Origin of the sequence: Streptomyces xanthophaeus (assembly GCF_000725805.1) — a bacterium.
Lineage (GTDB): Bacteria > Actinomycetota > Actinomycetes > Streptomycetales > Streptomycetaceae > Streptomyces > Streptomyces xanthophaeus.
This window is the reverse complement of sequence record NZ_JOFT01000028.1, coordinates 119,407-134,897: the sequence shown is the minus strand read 5'-3', so window position 1 is coordinate 134,897 and position 15,491 is coordinate 119,407. Positions and strand designations below refer to the sequence as shown.

Below are 15,491 nucleotides of genomic sequence, written 5' to 3'. Positions count from 1 at the left end.
GGGGTGCGCACGAGGGGGAAGCGGGGGCGGCGGGCCGGGGGGCCCGCTGTGCGTCCCCGGGGGGTTTCACGATCGCCGCCTGGGGTTGCGGCATGTCTGTGGGGGACAATTTGTACACCTCTGTGTTCATATCCGTGATTTCGCTTGCCTTGTTCGGGATCGCCGCCTTCACGCTGTGGTGGCAGATGCATGCCTGGCGGACGCCCGAGGTGCTCGCCTCCACCCGGTTCGACCGTCCCGACGGGGGCGGCCGGCTGGCGTTCTCCCTGCTGCTGCCGGCCCGTCACGAGCAGGCGGTGCTGGAGCACACCATCGACCGGCTGCTGGAGTCCACGCACACCGACTACGAGATCATCGTGATCGTCGGCCACGACGACCCCGAGACCGCCGCCGTCGCCGAGCGGGCCGCCGCCCGGGAGCCCGCCCGGGTGCGGGTCGTCGTCGACACCCACGAGAGCAAGAACAAGCCGAAGGCCCTCAACACGGCCCTGCCCTCCTGCCGGGGCGACATCGTCGGCGTCTTCGACGCCGAGGACCAGGTCCACCCCGAGCTGCTCGCCCACGTCGACCACGCCTTCCGCTCCACCGGCGCCGACGTGGTCCAGGGCGGGGTCCAGCTCATCAACTTCCACTCCAGCTGGTACAGCCTGCGCAACTGCCTGGAGTACTTCTTCTGGTTCCGCTCCCGGCTGCACCTGCACGCCGAGAAGGGCTTCATCCCGCTCGGCGGCAACACCGTCTTCGTCCGCACCGAGGTGCTGCGCGAGGCGGGCGGCTGGGACCAGAACTGCCTGGCCGAGGACTGCGACCTGGGGGTGCGGCTGTCGTCGGTGGGCAAGAAGGTGGTCGTCGCGTACGACTCCGACATGGTCACCCGTGAGGAGACCCCCGGCTCGCTGATGAGCCTGCTCAAGCAGCGCACCCGCTGGAACCAGGGCTTCCTCCAGGTGTACCGGAAGAAGGACTGGCAGCAGCTGCCCGGGCGCGGTCAGCGCTGGCTCGCCCGCTACACCCTGATGACCCCCTTCATGCAGGCCGCGTCCGGGGTGATCATCCCGCTCAACTTCGCCGTCGCCGTCTTCCTCGACGTGCCCGTCGGCATCGCGATCATCACCTTCCTGCCCATGATCACGGCCATGGTGACCTTCGTCTTCGAGATCGTGGGCCTGCACGACTTCGGCCGCCAGTACGGGCTGCGGGTCCGCTTCGTGCACTACCTCAAGCTCGTGGTCGGCGGCCCGTTCTACCAGGTGATGCTGGCCGGCGCCGCGATCCGGGCCGTCTGGCGCGAGCAGCGCGGCCGCAACGAGTGGGAGCTCACCAGCCACACCGGCGCCCACCTCACCGGGGCCGCCGGAGCGCCCGCCGCTGCCCTGGCCGGCGCCTCCGCTTCGGCCTCCGCTTCGGCCGGCTCCTCGGCAACAGCCTCCGTCTTCCCGTCCACCGCGACCCGAGAGGACCGCCACCAGTGACCGCCACCCTGCCCACGGCCACTGATCCCCATCCCCGGCCGGGCACCACCGCCACCGCCACCGCCACCGCCACCGGCACGGCCACCGAGCCCACCGCGCCCACTGCGCCCCGCGTCCCCGTCCAGCGCGGCGGCAGCGGCAGCACCGGCGGCAGCGGGACCGGCGCCGGCCCCCTGCCGCCCGCCCCCGCCCGGCCGCTCGTCCGCTTCCGCTCCTCCCGGCCCGACCTGCTGCTGTGCGGCGCGCTGCTGCTCGTGATCGTCCTCGTACAGGGCTGGAACATCACCAACTTCCCGACCCTGAGCGACGACGAGGGCACCTACCTCGCCCAGGCGTGGGCCGTCCAGCAGGGCGACGGCCTCGCGCACTACACGTACTGGTACGACCACCCGCCGCTCGGCTGGATCCAGGTCGCGGCCCTGACCTACCTCCCGTCCCTCTTCGTGCCCGAGGCGATGACCGTCGCCCCCATGCGGTTCTCGATGCTCGCCGTCTCCGCCGCCAGCTCCGTGCTGATGTACGTCCTGGCGCGCAGACTGTGGCTGCCGCGCTGGGCCGCCGGGCTCGCGATGGCCCTGTTCGGGCTCTCCCCGCTGTCGGTGGTGCTCCAGCGGGAGATATTCCTCGACAACCTCGCCGTGATGTGGATGCTGCTGGCCTTCTGCCTCGCCGCGTCCCCGAGCCGGCACCTGTGGCACCACTTCGGGTCGGGACTCGCGGCCGCCACCGCGGTGCTGACCAAGGAGACGATGCTGGTGGTGCTCCCGGCGCTGCTGGTGACGATGTGGCGCCACAGCCACCGCGACACCCGCAAGTTCGCCGTCACCGGGGCCATCACCGCCTGCGCCCTGATCGGGCTGTCGTACCCGCTGTTCGCGCTGCTCAACGGTGAACTGCTGCCCGGCGCCGGACACGTCTCGCTGATCGACGGCATCACCTACCAGATGGGCCGCGAAGGCTCCGGCTTCATCCTCGACCCCGGTTCCGGCTCGCACGGCGTGTTCCGCAGCTGGCTCTACTACGACACCGTCCTGCCGCTCGGCGGGCTGGCCGGCGCCGTCCTGCTGCTGGTCACCCTGCGCTGGTCCGTCACCGCCCGCGCGCTCGCCGGTCCCGCGCTCGCCGCCGTCATCCTCGCGCTGGTGGCGATGCGGCCCTCCGGCTACCTCCCCGCCATGTACGTGATCCAGGCGCTGCCCTTCCTCGCCCTCGTCCTCGCCGGGGGCGCGGCCAGCATCGTGCACGCCGTGCTGCGCCGCCGCCGCACGCCGGGGGAGGGCCGCAAGGCGGTGTACGCGCGCCGGGCGCTGGTCGGCGTCCTCGCCGCGGCCGCCGCGGTCTACGTCCTGCCCCGCTGGTACGACGGCAACCGCACCGCGCTCACGGTGGACGCGAACGCCCCCTACCGGCAGGCCGCGGCCTGGCTCGGCAGCGAGGTCGCCGACCCGGCGCACACCCGGGTCCTGGTCGACGACGCGCTCTGGCTGGACGCCGTGCACCACGGCTTCGAACCGGGCCTCGGCGCCATCTGGTTCTACAAGGCGGACCTCGACCCCGCCGTCACCAAGACCCTGCCGCGCGGCTGGCGGGACATCGACTACGTGGTCTCCTCGCCGACGGTGCGGCGCGACGCCGTGGACCTGCCCAACGTGAAGGCGGCGCTGGAGCACTCGACGACCGTGGCCGTCTTCGGCGCGGGCGAGGACCGCATCGAGATACGCCGCACCGACCGCGAGACCGGGAGCTGAGCCACCATGAGCGAAGACGTGTGGGCACCCCATGCCCCGAGCGATCCGGAGCTCGACATTCCGGTGGTGCCCGACCCGGCCGCCGTCACCGCCCCGGGCAGCGTCACCCTCATCGTCCCGACCTTCAACGAGGCGGGCAACGTGGCGGAACTGCTCCGGCGCCTCACCGAGGCCCTGCCCGCCCACCTGCCCTGCGAGGTGCTGTTCGTGGACGACTCCACGGACGACACACCCGCCGTCATCGAGAAGGCCGCCGCCGACTGCCCCTTCCCGGTGGCCGTCCTGCACCGCGAGCAGGCCGACGGCGGCCTCGGCGGAGCCGTCGTCGAAGGCGTCAAGCGGGCCGCCACCGACTGGGTCGTCGTCATGGACGCCGACCTCCAGCACCCGCCCCACCTGGTGCCCGAACTCGTCGGCGAGGGCGCCCGCACCGGCGCCGACCTCGTCGTCGCCTCCCGCTACATCAGCGGCGGCAGCCGCGCCGGACTCGCGGGCGGCTACCGCATCGCCGTCTCCCGCGCCGCGACCTGGCTGGCCAAAGGCCTCTTCCCGCGCGCCCTGCGCGGGATCAGCGATCCGATGAGCGGCTTCTTCGCCATGCGCCGCTCCGTGGTCACCGCAGAGGCCCTGCGCCCCCTCGGCTACAAGATCCTGCTGGAGCTGGCGGTGCGCTGCCGCCCCGGCAAGGTCGCCGAGGTGCCCTTCGTCTTCCAGGACCGCTACTCCGGCGAGTCCAAGTCCACCGCCCGCGAGGGCCTGCGCTTCCTCGCCCACCTGGCCACCCTGCGCTCCGCGACCCCCCTGGCCCGGATGATCGGCTTCGGCCTGATCGGGCTCTCCGGCTTCGTACCGAACCTGGCCGCGCTCTGGCTGCTCACCGGCGCCGGAATGCACTACCTGCCCGCCGAGATCGTCGCCAACCAGGCAGGGGTGCTGTGGAACTTCCTCCTCATCGAGGTCCTCCTCTTCCGGGACCGCCGCGGCCACCGCCACTGGGCGGACCGGCTCGGCCGCTTCGCCCTGCTCGCCAACGCCGACCTGCTGCTGCGCATCCCGCTCATCGCGGTGTTCGTCGCCCAGCTCGGCATGGCCGTGCTGCCCGCCACCGCCCTCGCGCTGGTCACCACCTTCCTCCTGCGGTTCGCGGCCACCGAGGCCCTCGTCTACCTGCCGCGCACACCGCGCACACCGCGCACACCGCGCACACCGCGCACACCACGGACGCCGCGCACCGCGGGACGTCACACCAGGAGCTGAGCCGCACAGAAGGGAACATGTCCATGCGTCTGAAGATCCGACGGAGGGCAGGGCGGCGGGCCGCCCTGCTGGCCGTCGGGGCGATGACCGCAGGCCTGCTGCTCACCGCACCGCAGCAGGCCACGGCCGGACCGCCCAATCTGCTCACCAACCCCGGGTTCGAGAGCGCGGGTACGCCCGGCTCCGACATGCCGTCCTGCTGGTCCAAATCCGGCTGGGGCGACAACGACTTCACCTTCGCCACCGTCGCCGACGCGCACACGGGCACCAAGGCGATGAAGGTCTCCCTCACGCGCCGCGTCGACGGCGACCGCAAGGCCCTGGTCACCGAGAGCACGGCCTGCGCCCCGGCCGTCACACCGGGCAAGCAGTACGACCTGTCCGCCTGGTACAAGTCGAACACCCCGGACGTCTCGGTGACCGTGTTCCGCCGGGACACCACGGCGGGCTGGCAGTACTGGACCGACCTGCAGAACCCGCCGGTCAGCGCCGGATGGGCGCGCACGGAGGTCCGTACGCCGCCCGTACCGCCGAACACCGACAAGATCGCGTGGGGGCTGTCGGTCTACGGGGTGGGCACGCTCACCTCCGACGACTACACGCTGGAGGAAGTGGGCGCGGTCCCGCCGCAGCCGGCCTGCTCGGGCACCGCCGAGGAGTGCGCCAAGGGCAAGTGGCAGGTGATCCCCGCCCAGAACCCGGTGCGTTCGATGCACGCCGTGGTGCTCAGGAACGGCAAGGTGCTGCTGATCGCCGGCTCGGGCAACGACATCGCCCAGTTCAACGCGGGCACCTTCACCTCGGCCGTCTACGACCCGGCGAACGGCAGCTTCAAGACGGTGCCCACGCCGGTGGACATGTTCTGCGCGGGTCACGTGCAGCTGTCCGACGGGCGGGTGCTGGTGATGAGCGGCAACAAGGGGTACCCGTCCGCCGACGGCTCGATCGGCTACCAGGGGCTGAAGGACAGCTACGTCTTCGACCCGGCCACCGAGGCGTACACGAAGACGAACGACATGAACGGCGGGCACTGGTACCCGTCGGCGACGATCCTCGGCAACGGTGACGTGATCTCCTTCGGCGGGCTGAAGGAGGACTCCACGGGCAACGTGACCGCGGAGAAGTTCTCGGCGGCGCAGAACAAGTGGCTGCCGATGAACGAGGTCAACCAGACCTGGTCGTACTGGGGCCTGTACCCGTCGATGATCCTCATGCAGGACGGCCGGCTCTTCTACTCCGGCAGCCACACCTTCGGCAACGGCACCCCGGGCACCGGCGCCTCCGTCTACGACTACGACGCCAACACCATCACCGACGTACCGGGCCTGCGGAACAAGGACGAGCGCGACGAGTCGGCGAGCGTCCTGCTGCCCCCGGCGCAGGACCAGCGCGTGCTGACCATCGGCGGCGGCAACAACGAGCGCAACCCGGCCGCCAACCGGCTCACCGACATCATCGACCTGAAGCAGCCCAGCCCCGCCTACACCGCGGGCCCGCCGATCCCGCAGGGCCTCGTCGACCAGGGCGCGGGCAAGCGCCCGCAGACCGGCGACGAGGGCAAGATGTTCGTCTCCGCGGTGCTGCTGCCCGACGGGAAGGTGCTGGAGACCGGCGGCGGCCTGCACGACCGGGCCGACCCGGTGTTCGAGGCCTCGTTCTTCGACCCGGTGACCAACACCTACCAGCCGGGACTGGCCGCCGACCCGATCCCGCGGACCTACCACTCGGCGTCGTTCCTGATGCCCGACGGGCGGGTGATGTCGGTCGGCGACAACCCGGGCAACGGCACCTACAACCACGCCGTGTCGATCTACACCCCGCCCTACCTCTTCAAGGGGCCGCGCCCGCTGATCACCTCGGTGATCGACACCCAGTGGGTGTACGGGGACACGCAGCGGATCACCGTCGACCGGCCCGTGGTGAAGGCGGAGCTCATCCGCCCGGCGGCCGTCACCCACTCCTCGGACCCCAACCAGCGGTTCGTCGACCTGCCCATGACCGTGGACGGGAACACCATCGACCTGAACGTCACCAGCAACCCGAACCTGGCACCGCCCGGCTGGTACATGCTCTTCGCGGTCGACGCGAACGGGGTCCCGTCCGTCGCGAAGTGGGTCCACCTGGGCGGGGCTTCGGCCCTGGCCAAGACGGACGCACAGCCCTCCGCGCACGAGCACACCTTCGCGAACGAACTGGGGGCTCCGAAGAAGAACCCGGCCCCACGGGACTCCGCCCCCGTGGCGCCCACCGTGGCCGGCTGCGACCGCCACTACGGCTCGGTCAACGTGTGCGTGCCGACCCGCTTCCCGGCGGAGGTGAAACAGACCCCGAAGGCCCGCTGCGAGTGGCTGGCCGCCCACCAGTACCCCAAGCGCATGAAGGTCAACGGCAGCGACCCGCTGCGCCTGGACCAGGACCGCGACGGCTACGCCTGCTGAGAGCGCGCGTCCGCTGACCGCGGCACCCGTACCACGGGCGCTCCCCCGTCCCGGGCCTCCACCGGAGGGCCGGGTCGGGCCGCTAGTGGGAGTACGCGGCCAGCGAGATGCCGACGTAGTGGGCCACGAAGGCCGCCAGCGTCAGCGAGTGGAAGACCTCGTGGAAGCCGAAGAAGCGAGGTGAGGGGTTGGGGCGCTTCATGCCGTAGATGACCCCTCCCACGCTGTACAGCAGGCCGCCGACGATCACCAGGACCAGGACGGCGATGCCGCCGCTGCGCATGAAGTCCGGCAGGAAGAAGACCGCCGCCCAGCCCATCGCGATGTAGCAGGGCGTGTACAGCCAGCGAGGGGCGCCGACCCAGAAGACGCGGAAGGCGATGCCCGCGGCGGCGGCGATCCACACCGCCCACAGCAGCGTGCGCCCGGTGGAGGGCGGCAGCAGCAGGACGGTCAGCGGGGTGTACGTGCCCGCGATGATCAGGAAGATGTTGGCGTGGTCGAGCCGCCGCAGGATGGCCTCCCCGCGCGGACCCCAGGTGCCGCGGTGGTAGACCGCGCTGACGCCGAAGAGCAGGCACGCCGTGAGGACGTAGACCCCGCAGGCCACGCGGGCCCGGGTCGAGTCGGTGAAGGCCATGAGGACCAGGCCCGCGACCACCACGGCGGGGAACATTCCGGTGTGCAGCCAGCCGCGCATCAGCGGCTTTTCCTCGAGAGCGGTCTCGGCAGCCTCCAGGGCCCGGGTGACCGGGGAGGCGTCGGCGACCGGATCGGCCTCGGCAGCCGGCGCGGCAGCGGCGTCAGAAGTCATGGCCCACATGCTACCTACGGGTCCGTAGGTTTCCGTTGGTCCTCTTTACGGAAGATTGACGGGAGTGGCGATGCTCACGTGAGAAGCCCCCTGGACATATGCGCACATCCACCGGATGATCAGATGAGTGCGGTCGGCACCGGATGAGCGGAGCGCGAAGCATCCGGGTCGCAGCCCCCACGGGGCATACACCAAACACACCCCTCAACAAGGAGCAATCGTGGCGCGCGACAACGCGGCTCCCACTGTCCCGACGACCCACCAGGAGCTGATCTCCTGGGTGGACGAGATCGCAGCCCTCACCCAGCCGGACCGCATCGTCTGGTGCGACGGCTCCGAGGACGAGTACGAGCGCCTGTGCGGGGAGCTCGTCGTCAAGGGAACGTTCAAGAAGCTCGACGAGACGAAGCGCCCGAACTCGTACTACGCCGCCTCCGACCCCTCCGACGTCGCGCGCGTCGAGGACCGGACCTTCATCTGCTCCGAGAAGGAGGAGGACGCGGGCCCCACGAACCACTGGAAGGCCCCTTCCGAGATGAAGGAGCTCTTCGCCGGCCAGGAAGGCATCTTCCGCGGCTCGATGAAGGGCCGGACGATGTACGTCGTCCCCTTCTGCATGGGCCCCCTCGGCTCCGAGCTCTCCGCGATCGGCGTCGAGATCACCGACTCCGCCTACGTCGCGGTCGCCATGCGCACCATGACCCGCATGGGCAAGGCCGTCCTCGACGAGCTCGGCACCGACGGCTTCTTCGTCAAGGCCGTCCACACCCTCGGCGCACCGCTCGCCGAGGGCCAGGCCGACGTGCCGTGGCCCTGCAACACCACCAAGTACATCTCCCACTTCCCCGAGACCCGCGAGATCTGGTCCTACGGATCCGGCTACGGCGGCAACGCCCTCCTCGGCAAGAAGTGCTACGCCCTGCGCATCGCGTCCGTCATGGCCCGCGACGAGGGCTGGCTCGCCGAGCACATGCTCATCCTCAAGCTCACCCCGCCGGCCGGCGAGGGCGACGCGAAGTACATCGCCGCCGCCTTCCCCTCCGCCTGCGGCAAGACGAACCTCGCCATGCTGGAGCCCACGATCCCCGGCTGGACCGTCGAGACCGTCGGTGACGACATCGCCTGGATGCGCTTCGGCGAGGACGGCCGCCTCTACGCGATCAACCCCGAGGCCGGCTTCTTCGGCGTCGCCCCCGGCACCGGCGAGCACACCAACGCCAACGCCATGAAGACGATGTACGCCAACACCGTCTTCACCAACGTCGCGCTCACCCCCGACGGCTCCGACGTCTGGTGGGAGGGCATGACCGAAGAGGCCCCCGCCCACCTCGTCGACTGGAAGGGCAACGCCTGGACCCCGGAGAGCGACACCCCGGCGGCCCACCCCAACGCCCGCTTCGCCGTCCCCGCCGCCCAGTGCCCGACGATCGCCCCCGAGTGGGAGGACCCCAAGGGCGTCCCGATCTCCGCGATCCTCTTCGGCGGCCGCCGCGCCTCCGCCGTACCGCTGGTCACCGAGTCCTTCGACTGGAACCACGGCGTCTTCATCGGCTCGAACATCGCCTCCGAGAAGACCGCCGCCGCCGAGGGCAAGGTCGGCGAGCTGCGCCGCGACCCCTTCGCCATGCTGCCGTTCTGCGGCTACAACATGGGCGACTACATGGGCCACTGGGTCGACGTCGCCAAGGGCAAGGACCAGTCCAAGCTCCCGAAGATCTACTACGTGAACTGGTTCCGCAAGAACGACGCGGGCAAGTTCGTGTGGCCCGGCTTCGGCGAGAACAGCCGCGTCCTGAAGTGGATCGTCGGCCGCCTCGACGGCACCGCCGAAGGCGTCGAGACCCCCATCGGCATCCTGCCGACGGTGGACTCCCTCGACACCGACGGCCTCGACCTCCCCGCCGCCGACCTGGACTTCCTCCTCACGGTCGACAAGGAGATCTGGCGCGACGAGGCCGCCCTGGTCCCCGAGCACCTGAACACCTACGGCGACCACACCCCGAAGGAGCTGTGGGACCAGTACCACGCGCTCGTCGAGCGCCTGGGCTGAGCCGGCCCGCCCTGAACAAGGGCCAATGAACGTGGGAGCCCCCGACCAAGCGGCGCCCACCGCTGTGGGAGCCCCCGACCAAGCGGCGCCCACCGCAGCACACGAGCGATCTCAGGAGCGTCCGCGCTCCTCCAGATAGGTCGTGTGCGTCTGCTGACGGCGGGCCTCCACCTCGTGGAGGCCCGCCGTTACGCGCTGCGCCTCCTCGTACAGGACCCCCAGCTGCCGCTCCAGGTGCCGGTCCGGGGACTCACCGCCCGGCGCCATCCGGTTCCACCAGCGGGTCCGGTTGTACGCGTCCACGCACTCCGGCACGTCCTGGCGGACCGCCCGCGACAGCGCGTGCACCGCCTCCGGCTCCGTGGCCAGCACATCGGCCACCCACCCCGGCTCCAGCAACGCCCCGTACAGGCCCAGCAGACCCTCCAGCGTGCCCCCGGCCGCCGACGGCAGCTCCACCTCCGCCAGGTAGTCCCGCAGCCGCGCGAAGTCCTCGCGCAGCACGCCCAGTTCCTCCCGCGGATCGAAGGGAGGCGGCGCCGCCCGCTCCGGCGGGGCGATCAGCGCGCCCGCCCCGTACAGCCCGCCCACCACCAGCGGCCAGTACGCACCCGCCACCCCGGCCAGCGCCAGACCCACCCCGGCCACCCCGCACGCCGAGCCGGCCAGGTTCTTCCTCGACTCCAGGTAGCCCAGGGCCCTGGCCGCCCTACTGGTAGCCACGGATCTCCTCGAACGCGCCACCCAGCGAACCGTTCCCGTCCGTGGCGTCGAACAGCCGCCCGCCGGTCAGCTCGGTGATGTGGGTGAGCTCCTTGCGGTCCGAGTCTCCGAACAGCACCGCGAACACCGGCGTGTGCTTCTGCGCCTGCGGCAGCGCCGCGTAGAAGGAGTCGAAGTGCCCGGCCCCCACGCCCTCCGTGTTCTCCCCGTCCGTCATCAGCACGATCGAGGTGAACGCGTCCGCGCCGCCCTTGCCGAGGTGCTCGTACGCCGCCTCCAGACTGCCGTACACCGCCGTACCCCCCTCGGGCCGCAGCGCCTTCACACCGGCGCGGACCGCATCCAGGGCCGGCCCCGGATTGCCCGGCTCGACCACGTGCGTCGACACCTCCTTGACCTTCGACCCGAACGGCACCAGCGTCACCTCCTCGCGGTCCCGGAACCGCTCCCCGGTCCCCGAACTCCCGCTCCCCGTCAGCTCGGTCAGCGCCGCCTTCAGCCGCCCGATGCGGTCCTCCTCGGCCATCGAACCCGAGGTGTCCAGCACGTACACCGTCCGCGAAGGCCGCCGCAGCTCGTTCTCGTACGAGGCCAGCAGCCCGTCCGCCACCTGACGCGAACCCGGGAACGGCAGCTCCCGGCGCTTGTCCGCGCCCAGCCCGGCCGCCGGAGCCACCCCGGCCGCCACCGGACGGCGGAAGGTCTGCTCCGTGATCGCCTTCTGCGCCTGCGCGCCGCGCAGGTACTCCGTCAGGGCCCGCCCCGACTCACGCGCCCCGGCCGGGGCCGAGGTGAGCAGCGTCAGCGGGTAGTGCGCCGTCACCACCCCGTCGCGCGGCCGGATCACCGTCAGCGGAGCCTTCGCGTCCCGGTTCATCGACAGCAGCACCGACTCGTAGTTCACCAGCGCGTCCACGTCCCCGCGCTTCGCGTACGCCGACACGAGCCAGCCCGAGGAACCGGACGTCAGCTTCTGCCCCGCGAAGAACTCCTTCAGCCGCGGCGCCGCCGCCTTCACGTCCGCGTCCGTCAGCGCCGCCTGCGCGCCCGACAGCCCCGAAGCCACCGACACCAGCGCGGAGAAACCCGAGTTGGACCGCACCGGGTCGGTCATCCCGTAGGTCAGCTTCCCGCCGGCCACGGCCTCGTGCACCGCCGACCAGGTGACCTCCTCGGGCTTCCAGCCGAGCCTGGCCAGCGCCTGCGGCTGCACACCGAGCGCGACCGGCGACGACATCACCGGCGTCTCGTTGGCGAGCTTCCCGGCGGCCTCGGGGCGCAGCCGCAGATAGTCGTTGGAGGACAGCCAGATCGCGTCGTACTTCCCGTCCGCCTTCCCCGAGGCCACCTGCTCGACCGCGTCCAGGGTGCCGGACCAGGTCAGCTCCACACCGACCCCCGTGGCCGCCTTGGCCGCCTTCAGCACCGGCTCCATGTCGGAGAGCTCGCTGGACGCCAGCACCCGCAGCTTCCCCGCCTGGTACGTGGACTTCCCCGGCCCCGGACCAGGACCCGGCTCCTCGCCCCCGGACGTACAGGCCGTCCCCGCCGCCAGTACCGCCAGGGCCAGCGCCGTCAGCGCCGCGCGCCGCCCCCTCACCGGGCACCCCCTTCGAGGTCCCCGGCGGCGCCCCGGGTACGCGCCAGGTACGCCGAGGCGCTCTGCAGCTCGCCCGTCAGCGACTCCACCGTCGCGGCCATGTTCTCGGTCGCCTGCACCTTGAACGTGTCGATCGCATCCAGGGTCTCGTAGATCTGCGCGAAGGCCGTCCGCAGGGTCTCCGCGCCCACCGCCGGATCGGCTGCGATCCGCTGGATCTCCCCGCTCTGCGTGGACAGCATCCGGGCGTTGCCGCGGATCAGCTCCTCGGTCGTGCCCTTCAGCGCGTCGACCTGCTCGACGACCCTGCGCTGGCTGTCGAGGGCCGAGGCCAGCATGACGGCGATCCGCAGCGCCGAGACGGTGGTGGTCGCCGCCCGGTCGACGCCCTTGATCAGCTCGTCGTTGTTGCGCCGGACCACGTCCATCGCCAGGTAGCCCTGCGCACAGACCGCCAGCTGCGTCAGCAGGTCCTGGTGCTTCTGCCGGACCGGGAACAGCACGTCCGCCCGCAGCGCCTCGGCCTGCTGGGGGTCGGCGTGCCCGGCCTCGGCGATCCGCTGCTCGACCGCCGCGTCCAGGGCCTCGGTGAGGACCGCGTACTCCTGGAGCCGCCCCATCGTCTCCCACAGCCGGGCGCGCTCGGTGTGCAGCGCCGCGTTGTCGCGCCGCAGCTCGTCCTGGCCGCCGCGCAGCGAACCCACGATCTTGTTCAGCGTGGCCTGCGAGGAGGCGTACTTCGCCACGTGGTCACGGAACCTGCTGCCGCCCGGCAGCTTCGCCAGCAGCTTGCGGGCGCCCTTGGCGGGCGAGTCCCGCGGGTCGAGGTCCTCGACGGTGCGCCGCAGCTCGACCAGCGACCCGGCGACCCGGGCCTGGGCGTCGCCGCCCTCCCCGGAGCCGAGCGAGCGCACGGCCCGCTCCAGCATCCGGTTCGACTGCTGGGCGGCGCTGCGCACGTCGGCCGAGCCGAGCCCGGCGATCTCGCCCAGGCGCTGCGCGAACTCCGGGGAGCGGCTGTCGATCCCGGCCAGCTGGCCCACGTACTCCCCGGCGCGGCGGCCCATCTCCTCGCGGACGCCGTCCGCGACCGGGACGAGGCCGCCGGCCTGCTCCCGGCGGACCGGGGCGACGGGCTCGGGTGCGGTGAGGACCAGCGGAGCGTCCTCGGGAGGTGTGAGTGTCATGGTGTGTCCCCCTGGCCCTTGGCGCGCTCGGCCAGCGCCATCAGGATCTTGACGGTGGGTGTGCCGACCTGGCGGATGCCGGTCAGTCCCGGGTTGAGGTACGCGGCGTGCGGGGCGGTGGCGGCGGTGAACTCGGGCACCCCGTCCTGCGGGCGGAAGCCGTGGCGCAGGGCCAGCTCGCGCAGCTTCGGGTCGGTGGCGAGGAGGGGTCCGAGCTCCCGGGCCGCGTCGCCGAGCGGGACGAAGGTGTGCGCGGTGTTGACGGTGGTGTCCGGGTAGAGGACGACCATGTCGCCCGGCTCCTGCTTCTGCAGCAGCAGGGCGGCCACCTGGGACTCGTACACCAGGATGAGCGGTTCGCCGCTGCCGCTGATGAAGGCCCGGAAGGGGTCGTCGGTGCTGGGTTCCAGGGCGCCCTGGACCGAGATCAGCTTGCGCATCAGGGGCGCGGTGCGCGCGAGCCCGGGGTCGTCGGCGACCACGTTGCCGCCGTTGGCGACGTTGGAGGTGGCGGCCAGGAAGAGGGCGCCGGAATTGGAGGTGGTCGGGTCGGTGGTCTTGACGAACACCGTGCCGGTCAGCTCGGAGTGGGCCGCGGAGCCGGACAGCTGCTGCCAGGTGCGGTCCTCGCCGGAAGCCTTCAGGAACGGGCCCATGAGGAGGGTCCCCGAGTTCTTCCCGGTCATCTTCACCAGGCCGTTGCCGGCCAGTACCTGCGCGGCGTTCGAGCGGGCGACGACGACGAGCGGGGAGTAGAAGGGCTTGGTGGTCTGGGCGCCCTTGAGGCCGGCCGCGGTCTCGATCTCCTTGGCCGGTTCACTGCTGCTGGGGAAGGCGAAGTCGAATTCCTTGAGGGCGAGTTGGTCCATCGCCCAGGAGCCCGAGGTCTCGGTCTTCACGGTGTAGCCCTTGCGGGCAAGGGCCTTGACGACGTCGGGGTCGCGGAAGAATTCGGACTTCTCCGAGCCGATGACGCCACGCACGGTCTTCGTTGCCGTGGTTGCTGAGTCCTGCCCCTGGAAGAGGACGACGAAGATCACGCCGACGACGAGGAGGAGGCCCAGGACGATTCCTAGGATGCGTCTCACGAGGGCAGCGTGCTCGCGGAAACCCACATTCCGCGTGGAGTTGAATGAACGTCAGGTGTCCAGGCGGTCCCACTTCGAAATGCTGTGTGGGCCCGTGGGTGCTGGTGGGCGGGGCGGCGGCCCGGGAGGATCGTGCCATGGGCGTGAGCGCGTTGAAGTGGCAGGGCTGGCTGGTCGGTCTGGTGGCGCTGGCCGGACTGCTGGTGTTCGCCCCGCTGGGCCTGTACGTGTGGGCCAGCGGCGGAGACCCGCCCGCGGAGCTGCCGCGGGCGGCCGTGGAGGACGTACGGGTCACCGGGTGCCGCATCGATCCGGCCAGCCGCCGGGTGGTGGCGGCGGTGACGGCCGCGGGGCGGCCCGAGGGGCCGGGCGCGTACGTGGTCACCGTGGAGTTCCGCGTGACGCAGCTGCCGGATCCGGTCGAGCGGGCCGCCCAGGCGCTGGTGAAGGTGCCGGGCGTGGCCCCGGGTGCGACCGAGCAGGCGGAGGCGGTCGGGCCGGTGTGGCCGCTCGCCACGGTCCCGTGGTGCGGGATCGCCTCGGCGGAGTTCACCCCGGCCGGTCAGCCGTAGGGAACATGGCGCCCGGTCCGGAGCCTCCGCGGCCCCGGACCGGGGCCGTCAGTGGGCGCCGGCCAGGTCGAGGGTCTCCAGGGCGGCGGCGTGGGCGTCCATGCGCTCGGCGGCGAGGATCGCGGCGGTGGTGTCGGCGCGGGACGCGGCCACGAGGAGCGCGCGGGCGGCGAGGTCGTGCGCACGCTGGTGCAGTACCGCGGCGTCCCCGGCCGGGCCGCCCTGCGGTGCCCGGGCGGGCTCGGCGCCGCGCAGCCGCTCCACCTGGACGGCGATCGCGGCGGCGTCCTCGTCGAGCCCGAGCTCGTCGGTGACGGCGAGCAGGGCTGCGAGGTGCCCGGCGAGCTGGATGTCCAGGGCCTCGCCGCGGCTGCGGTGCGGGTAGTCGGCTGCGGCGTCGCCCATGCGGTGGACGACCGGCTTGGTGCGGATCGGCTCGTACATGAGGAGGCCTCCTGCGTGGGTCAGGAGACCATCCTACATTGGATCGGTTCTAAAGTTGAGCTGGATCCGGCAGAGCTCGACCGGGGCCGGACCGGGAT

12 protein-coding genes are annotated in these 15,491 nt (G+C 71.7%); 6 read left to right on the top strand and 6 right to left on the bottom strand.

Features of this window, described 5'->3' with window-relative positions; genetic code table 11:
* The first annotated feature begins 110 nt into the window (after nucleotides 1-110).
* The 4 genes from IO30_RS0118775 to IO30_RS0118760 are packed head-to-tail and all read left to right on the top strand — an operon-like array spanning nucleotide 111 to nucleotide 6,915.
* Nucleotides 111-1,472 (top strand): glycosyltransferase, encoded by a 1,362-nt coding sequence (locus IO30_RS0118775; protein WP_234321475.1) that lies wholly within the window; start codon nucleotides 111-113, stop codon nucleotides 1,470-1,472.
* On the top strand, nucleotides 1,469-3,220 hold the full coding sequence (locus IO30_RS0118770; protein WP_373316467.1) for an ArnT family glycosyltransferase: 1,752 nt from the start codon (nucleotides 1,469-1,471) through the stop codon (nucleotides 3,218-3,220). Before IO30_RS0118775 ends, IO30_RS0118770 begins: the two co-directional genes overlap by 4 nt.
* Before the next feature lie 6 nt (nucleotides 3,221-3,226).
* A complete protein-coding gene (locus IO30_RS0118765) occupies nucleotides 3,227-4,477 on the top strand; it encodes a glycosyltransferase (RefSeq protein WP_031144522.1) in 1,251 nt (416 codons plus the stop codon).
* A gap of 23 nt (nucleotides 4,478-4,500) precedes the next feature.
* Nucleotides 4,501-6,915 carry a galactose oxidase family protein gene (locus IO30_RS0118760; protein ID WP_199920962.1) on the top strand — a complete coding sequence of 805 codons (2,415 nt, stop codon included), beginning with the start codon at nucleotides 4,501-4,503 and terminating at the stop codon, nucleotides 6,913-6,915.
* Between the two features lie 82 nt (nucleotides 6,916-6,997).
* On the opposite strand, the gene trhA is transcribed toward IO30_RS0118760, so the two are convergent.
* On the bottom strand, nucleotides 6,998-7,729 hold the full coding sequence (gene trhA, locus IO30_RS0118755; protein ID WP_037894452.1) for a PAQR family membrane homeostasis protein TrhA: 732 nt from the start codon (nucleotides 7,727-7,729) through the stop codon (nucleotides 6,998-7,000).
* Between the two features lie 220 nt (nucleotides 7,730-7,949).
* Here trhA and IO30_RS0118750 point away from each other — a divergent pair, with 220 nt between their 5' ends.
* Entirely contained in the window at nucleotides 7,950-9,779 is a 1,830-nt protein-coding gene (locus IO30_RS0118750) for a phosphoenolpyruvate carboxykinase (GTP) (protein WP_031144516.1), read from the top strand.
* 111 nt (nucleotides 9,780-9,890) lie between these two features.
* On the opposite strand, the gene IO30_RS0118745 is transcribed toward IO30_RS0118750, so the two are convergent.
* The 4 genes from IO30_RS0118745 to IO30_RS0118730 are packed head-to-tail and all read right to left on the bottom strand — an operon-like array spanning nucleotide 9,891 to nucleotide 14,377.
* A complete protein-coding gene (locus IO30_RS0118745) occupies nucleotides 9,891-10,502 on the bottom strand; it encodes a hypothetical protein (protein ID WP_031144514.1) in 612 nt (203 codons plus the stop codon).
* Nucleotides 10,489-12,102: a substrate-binding and vWA domain-containing protein gene (locus tag IO30_RS0118740; protein WP_031144512.1), complete on the bottom strand. Its 1,614-nt coding sequence runs from the start codon at nucleotides 12,100-12,102 to the stop codon at nucleotides 10,489-10,491. Before IO30_RS0118740 ends, IO30_RS0118745 begins: the two co-directional genes overlap by 14 nt.
* Nucleotides 12,099-13,289: a toxic anion resistance protein gene (locus tag IO30_RS0118735; RefSeq protein ID WP_031144510.1), complete on the bottom strand. Its 1,191-nt coding sequence runs from the start codon at nucleotides 13,287-13,289 to the stop codon at nucleotides 12,099-12,101. Before IO30_RS0118735 ends, IO30_RS0118740 begins: the two co-directional genes overlap by 4 nt.
* Nucleotides 13,286-14,377, bottom strand: a complete 1,092-nt coding sequence (locus IO30_RS0118730; RefSeq protein WP_031144508.1) for a substrate-binding domain-containing protein — start codon at nucleotides 14,375-14,377, stop codon at nucleotides 13,286-13,288. Before IO30_RS0118730 ends, IO30_RS0118735 begins: the two co-directional genes overlap by 4 nt.
* A gap of 143 nt (nucleotides 14,378-14,520) precedes the next feature.
* Between IO30_RS0118730 and IO30_RS0118725 the strand changes: the two genes are divergently transcribed.
* On the top strand, nucleotides 14,521-14,949 hold the full coding sequence (locus tag IO30_RS0118725; protein WP_157853337.1) for a hypothetical protein: 429 nt from the start codon (nucleotides 14,521-14,523) through the stop codon (nucleotides 14,947-14,949).
* A gap of 48 nt (nucleotides 14,950-14,997) precedes the next feature.
* On the opposite strand, the gene IO30_RS0118720 is transcribed toward IO30_RS0118725, so the two are convergent.
* Nucleotides 14,998-15,393 (bottom strand): SCO4983 family protein, encoded by a 396-nt coding sequence (locus IO30_RS0118720; protein WP_031144505.1) that lies wholly within the window; start codon nucleotides 15,391-15,393, stop codon nucleotides 14,998-15,000.
* Nucleotides 15,394-15,491: the final 98 nt, after the last annotated feature.